This window comes from Sphaerisporangium perillae (assembly GCF_023276435.1).
Classification (GTDB): Bacteria; Actinomycetota; Actinomycetes; order Streptosporangiales; family Streptosporangiaceae; genus Sphaerisporangium; species Sphaerisporangium perillae.
This window is the reverse complement of record NZ_JALLPO010000063.1, coordinates 1-6,302: the sequence shown is the minus strand read 5'-3', so window position 1 is coordinate 6,302 and position 6,302 is coordinate 1. Positions and strand designations below refer to the sequence as shown.

Annotated in this window: 6 protein-coding genes; all 6 read right to left on the bottom strand. The window is 73.2% G+C overall.

Annotated elements, in window-relative coordinates:
- Positions 1–88: 88 nt before the first annotated feature.
- Positions 89–1,762: a RecQ family ATP-dependent DNA helicase gene (locus MYF83_RS38750; protein WP_248965795.1), complete on the bottom strand. Its 1,674-nt coding sequence runs from the start codon at positions 1,760–1,762 to the stop codon at positions 89–91.
- Positions 1,763–1,879: 117 nt separating this feature from the next.
- A complete protein-coding gene (locus tag MYF83_RS38745; protein ID WP_248965794.1) occupies positions 1,880–3,676 on the bottom strand; it encodes a PH domain-containing protein in 1,797 nt (598 codons plus the stop codon).
- Positions 3,673–4,098, bottom strand: a complete 426-nt coding sequence (locus MYF83_RS38740; protein ID WP_372500371.1) for a PH domain-containing protein — start codon at positions 4,096–4,098, stop codon at positions 3,673–3,675. Before MYF83_RS38740 ends, MYF83_RS38745 begins: the two co-directional genes overlap by 4 nt.
- Positions 4,099–4,282: 184 nt before the next feature.
- Complete coding sequence (locus MYF83_RS38735) at positions 4,283–4,588, bottom strand: cellulose binding domain-containing protein (RefSeq protein WP_248965793.1); 306 nt, start codon at positions 4,586–4,588, stop codon at positions 4,283–4,285.
- Between the two features lie 326 nt (positions 4,589–4,914).
- Entirely contained in the window at positions 4,915–5,505 is a 591-nt protein-coding gene (locus tag MYF83_RS38730) for a C40 family peptidase (protein WP_248965792.1), read from the bottom strand.
- A 396-nt stretch (positions 5,506–5,901) separates the two neighbouring features.
- On the bottom strand, positions 5,902–6,207 hold the full coding sequence (locus MYF83_RS38725; RefSeq protein WP_248965827.1) for a cellulose binding domain-containing protein: 306 nt from the start codon (positions 6,205–6,207) through the stop codon (positions 5,902–5,904).
- Positions 6,208–6,302 lie beyond the last annotated feature (95 nt).

Sequence of the window (6,302 nt, the reverse complement as noted above, 5' to 3'; positions counted from 1 at the left end):
GCCGCGCCGCAGGGGCGCCCGGGGGGGTAGGCCCGGGGCGGGGGGGGGCGGGGCGCCCCCCCCCCCGGCCCTTCGGCGGGAGAGGCGGTCAGCTCGCCGGCAGGAGGAGGTTGTCGCGCTCGACGGCCTCCAGGGAGAGGGTCTTGTACCCGACCTCCTCGAACAGGACCGTGACGCGGTCCGGCTCGCGGCTCATGACCACCCCGGGGCCCCACACGCTGTGCCGCACCTTGGCGTGCATGGCGAACGGGGTCTCACCCGCCCGCTCCTCGGGGATGGTCGCGGCCGCCGTGCCCGCGCGGCAGGTGTCGCAGTTCCCGCAGGCCCGCTCGTAGGGCTCCCCGAAGTACTCCAGCAGCGCCCGCCGGCGGCACCCGGTGGTCTCGGCGTAGCCGCGCATCATCTCGATGCGGGACTCGTCCACCCGGCGCCGCGTCTCGTCCAGCTCGGCGGCCTCGGCCGTCGCCCGGTCCGGCGACGGCCCCCCGCGCACGGCGCGCAGATCGCCGCGCTCGGTCACCGTGATCGCCCCCACCCGCTCCAGGAGGTTCACCAGACCCGTGAGCTTGGAGGAGCCGATGCCGAGCAGGTCCTTCATCTCCCGCGCCGGCACCACCCCGCCGTGCTGGGCGACGATCGTCGCGACGCGGAGCAACACCTCCTCGTCGACGCGGCCACCGGCGAAGAACCTGCGGATGCCGAGGTCCTCCGGCCGGTAGAACAGGACGGCGGACGCGGGCGCCTGGTCGCGTCCGGCCCGTCCGATCTCCTGGTAGTAGGAGTCGAGCGACTCCGGAGGGTCGGAATGCAGGACGTACCGGACGTCCGGCTTGTCGATGCCCATGCCGAAGGCCGAGGTGGCGACCACCACGTCCAGCCCGCCGTCGCGGAACAGCTCGTGGACCCGATGCCGGTCGGCGGCCTTCATCCCCGCGTGGTACGCCTCGGCCCGCCGTCCCGCCTCGTGGAGCGCGGTCGCGTACTCCTCGGCGGCACGGCGGGTGGCGACGTAGATCAGCCCCAGGCCGGGCCGCGAGGCGGCGTCCTGCACCAGCGCGCGGCGCTTGTCCTCCTTGCCGACGAACCTGCGCACCCGCAGGTCGATGTTCGGCCGGTCGAAGCCGCGGACGACCTGCTCGGCGTCCGGCAGGCCGAGGGAGGAGAGGATGTCGTCCCGCACGAGCGGGGCCGCCGTGGCGGTGAGCGCCACGACCGGGGGATGGCCGAGCCGCTCGATCGCCCTGCCCAGCCGCAGGTAGTCGGGCCGGAAGTCATGCCCCCACGCCGAGACGCAGTGCGCCTCGTCGATGGCGATCAGGGAGGGCCGCGCCTCGCGCAGCCGGTCGATCACCTCCGGCTTGGCGAGCTGCTCGGGGGAGAGGAAGACGAACTCCGCGGTACCCGCGTGCAGCTGGTCCAGGGAGGCGTCGCTCGTGCCGTCGGACTGCGCGGAGTTCACCGCGACGGCGCCCCCCGCGTCCGCCTCGGTGAGCCCGGCCACCTGGTCGCGCTGCAAGGCGATCAGCGGCGAGACGACCACCGTCGGCCCGTCGAGGAGCAGGGCGGGTATCTGGTAGACGGCCGACTTCCCGCTGCCGGTCGGCATGACGACGAGCACGTCACGACCGGCCAGCAGGTGCTCCATCGCCTCGAGCTGTCCCGGCCGCAGGTCCTTCCACCCGTACGCCTCCCGGGCCACCTTGCGCAGGCGCCGACCATCGCCCCTGAACCGGCGGTCCCAGCCTCCCAGCAGCTTTCTCAAGAGGTACGTTTCCCCTCGTCGCTCGCCGATCTCCGGCCGCCACCCGCGCGGGTGGCGCACCACGGCCGACCGGCGTCGTGTCGCGGCCGCAAGGTCCAGTGCCCGCGCACGGTATGGCTACGCCCCTGGCGAGGTCACGATCGGGTCTGTGCCCGGATCGGGGTCCATCCCATCGGAGGGCTGCCCGGCCCTGAGCAGGAATGGGGCCAGCAGGCCGGGGATAGCCCGGTCGGCGATATGGAGGGCCTCGCCGAGGTCGACGTCCCAGACGCTGTAGCCCTGGCGGCCCGCCGCCGTGGTCGCCGTCAGAGTGGCCAGGCCGGCCCGCCGCTGGAAGAACGACCTGCGGATGTTCCAGCCGATGATCCCCTCGCGGTCCAGGGCGACGCGGCGGCGCACCAGCGTTCCCCACCGGGTGACGAGGTGGCCGGCCACGATGGTGTGGCCCAGGCTGCGGTAACGGTCGGCCGCGACGGGGAGCGCGGCCACCGTCACCAGGAGGGCCGCCTGCCAGGTCCAGGCGGGCAGCCCCGCCCACCGCCACAGGCCCAGGAGCACTGCCGTGACCGCGCCGCACACGGCCAGCGCGCGGGTGAAGCGGCGGCGCAGGGCGGCCCGGCCGTGCGGGACCAGTTCCGCCGTCACCGGGCCGGACGTGCCGAGCACGCGGGTGGCGACGGTCACCGCCTCCTCCCGCGGCGCGGGCGGCAGGAGCATGGAACCGCCGCGCTGCGCTCCGTGCCCGACCCGCAGGCCGGTGGCCACGGCGATGAGGCGTGCTCCGCCGGACGCGCGCAGCAGCAGCGGCTCGCTGACCTCGATGCCGCGCAGCCGGCGCTCCTCCAGCGTCGTCGCCCGCGTGGTGATCAGCCCGCGCGTCACGTGCAGCGTGCCACCCGACGTGCGGGTGAGCCGGAACCGCCAGAACGCCAGCACGTACCCGAACGTGGAGGCGACCGCGACGAACACCGCCAGCGCCGCCACCGCCCCCGCCACCTGCAGCCACAGCGCCTCGTGGCCGACCCGGTCGACCACCTGCCGCACGGGCGCGATCCGCAGGAGGTCGACGTTGCCCTCCGAGGCGATGCGCGAGACGAACCCGGCCAGCACACCGGCCGTGACGAGGCCCGACATGGTGAAGGGCCCGTACCGGATCCACGCCGGCCGCAGCGCCGCCAGCTCGATCTCCGTGCCCGGCTCGTTCCCCGGGACGGGCAGGGGATCGGGCTGGTCGGTGGGCCGGGGCGTGGTGGGCTCCGCCGCCGCGTCCCTCCTCGGGGACGGCGCCGTCGCGGCGGCCGGGCGACGGTGGAGGAGCTCCTCGCGCAACCGGTCGACCTCGGGCGCGTACAGCGCGTCGAGCTTCAGCGCGCCGCCGTCCTTCTTGTCCGAGCGGCCGGTGCCGACCTCCACCCTGGCCAGCCCGAGAAGGCGGTGCATCACGTGGGAGGTCACATCGACGGTCCTGATCCGGTCGCGCGGCACGGTCAGCACCCGCCTGCGGATCAGTCCCTTCCGCACCTGGACGTACTGCGGGGTGACCCGGTAGGTCGTGGTGAACCACCGCAGCGTGCCGACCACCAGCATGACGGCGAGGCCGACCAGGCTCCAGATGTGGCCGTGGCCGCCCTGGCTCGACCCCGCGAAGAGCAGGCCGATCAGGGCGGGGGCGCTGCGGACGACCTCCTGGATGGGGTGGATCACCAGCATCCGCCTGCTCAGCCGCCGCCAACGGACGGCGTCACCGGGCCGCGCGCGATCGCCTGCTGTGGCCACGCCGCCCGCCGGGGCGGGATCGCCCGGCGTGTCCGGCGGCTCGGTGACGCCGGCCGACCGGGGCGGCTCGGTGAGGCCGGTCGCCCGGGGCGGCTCCGTGATGCCGGTCGTCTCCGGCACGTCCCTGGCCGTGCTCACGTGGCATCGCCGGTCGTCGCCTGGGTGCTCTCCGTGAGCTCGTCCACGAGGCGCTGCGCGGTACTCCGGTCCAGGCCGTGCACGCGTAGCGGGCCGGCGGCCGAGGCGGTGGTGACCGTGACGTTGGCGAGCCCGAACAGCTGCTCCAGCGGCCCGCGCTCGCTGTCCACGGTCTGGATGCGCGAGATCGGCGCGATGCGCCACTCCTGGCGCAGCCACCCGGACTGGGTGTAGACGGCGTCGGCCGTGGTCTCCCAGCGGTGGACCCGGTAGCGCCACCACGGCATGACGGTCACGTGCGACACGGCCAGGACGACGGTGACCGCGAGTGCCCATACGTGCGGGCCGCGGTCACCGTCGTCGATGAAGAGCCAGGCCACCTGGACGGCGATCAGTGCGAGCCAGCCGACGGCGGCTCGCACGCCCCAGAACCACATCGCGGAGCGGCTGACACGGTGCCGTGGCGGCCGGAGGGAGAGATCGGCTGATTCCACCTCTCTACTCTGGCAGCTCTCCGGCTGATCTACGCAGTGCGCACCTTCCTGTGTTACCGGGGACAAATGTCATACGCCGCCGGGCCGTCGCTCTACGTGCTCGACGCGCACTCTACGCCGCCGAGCATTGCGCTCCGTTCAAGGTGAAGGCCGCCGGAGGGCCGTTGGTCCCGCTGACCGAGGCGGTGAAACCGAACGAGGCGCTGCCACCGGCGGGGATGCCGCCGTTCCACCCGCCGTCCGTGACGGTGACCTGCTTGCCGTTCTGGGTCACCTTGGCGTTCCAGGCGTTGGACACGCGCTGGTCGCCGGCGAAGGAGAAGGTCAGCGTCCAGCCGCTGACGGCCGCCCCCGTGACGTTGATCGTCACGTCGGCGTTGAAACCGCCCTGCCACTGACTGCTGATCTTGTAAGCCACCTTGCACGCGAAGGCGCCGGACGGCGTCGGGGTGGGGGTCGGCGTCGGGGTGGGAGTGGGCGTCGGGGTCGGGGTGGGGGTGGGAGTCGGCGTGGGCGTGGGGGTCGGGGTGGTCGTCGGTTCCTCCTAGATATCGCCGCGACCGTAAGAACCGCTCGCTCCGCGGGTCAAACACGCCGCCGTGTGACCCCCGCCGGCCTGCGGAGACACCGGAAACTTTCAGGCGGCGGAGCGCGGTGGCGCAGGTCCGCGTCCAGGCGGACGACCACGACGGCGGTCGACGGGCCCACGACGGGGGTCGACGCCGGTCGAGGGCCAGCGTCGTCTCAGCGCTCGTAGCGGTAGTAGCCGGCGAGGTCGGGGAGGAGGGTGACGCGGTCGGTGCGGATCGTCGTGCCGGTGCGGAGCGCGTTGATCATCTTTCCGCCGCCGATGTAGATGCCGACGTGGTGGGTCTTCACGGACCGCTTGCGGATCTTGCCGTAGAAGACGAGGTCACCAGGGCGGGCGGCGATGGGCGCGACCTTTCGGAGCCGGCGGACGTGGTCGTCGGTGTTGCCGCCGCCTAACACGTCCTCCTTGTAGGCGAGCTGGTACACCCAGCGGGCGAGCCCGGAGCAGTCGAGCCCTCGGGTGGAGGCGGCGGGGCACGGCCGGATGGAGCCGTGATACCCCTGGCAGGTGCCGAGAGAGGGGCCGGCCTTCGCCGCGTGGCCTCCGCCCCAGACGTACTGCACCGCTCCGCCCGGCCATCGCGACTGCTGCTGCCCGTTCTGGATCGCAAGGGCGATGGCGACCACCTGGTTGAGCTCACCGCCGATCAGCGGAGCCGATCCCGCGGCGAGCGCCAGGACCCCCGCCGCCACCGCCACCCGGAGAGCCCGTGCCACGTGGAACCCCCGCTCCGCTCGGTACACGACCGTTCCATTCTCATCAGACGGCTGGCAGGTATCGGTGAATTTTGCGAAATCTCACCCTGCGGAGCGCCGGGCGTAGCGGTCGACCAGCACCGATCACACACGGTCGTGCGCCGTCTCGCGCTTCGACCACCGGTACGTGCTCATGGTCCTGCCCTTCGCCGCGCTCACGGCCGGTCTCGCCTTCGCCGTACGCGGACACCGGACCAGGCGGGAGAGGTTCACCCTCGCTCGGAATGCCGTTGGTCCCGCTGTGGGTGCCGCTGAACCCGAACGTCGTGGACGCGCCGGCGCCGAGGTTGCCGTCGGGGATGGGCCCGGCCGGGCCTGCTGTGCGGGCCCGGCCGGGCTGTGGTCTCGCGCTCCCAGGGCAGTATCGAGACCACGGGTGAGGGGCTAGGCGGGCGTGCAGGTCACGGAGGCCGGGACTCCGTTGGCTCCGTTCAGGGTCGCGATGAACCCGAACGACGCCGACCCGCCGGCCGCCAGGCCGCCGTTCCAGCTCACGTTCTTGACTGAGACGTTCGCTCCTGTCTGTGTGTGGGTGCCGTTCCAGATCTGGGTGATCGTCTGGCCGTCGGGGAACGCCCACGCCACCGTCCAGCCCTTGATCGCCGTGCTCCCGCTGTTCCGCACCGCCACGTCGGCCTGGAAACTCCCGCTCCAGGAGCTGGTGATCTTGTACGTCGCCGCGCACGCCATTCCCGCGGTCGGCGTCGGCGTCGGTGTCGGCGTCGGTGTCGGCGTGGGGGTCGGCGTGGGGGTGGGCGTCGGAGTGGGAGTGGGGGGCGGGGTGG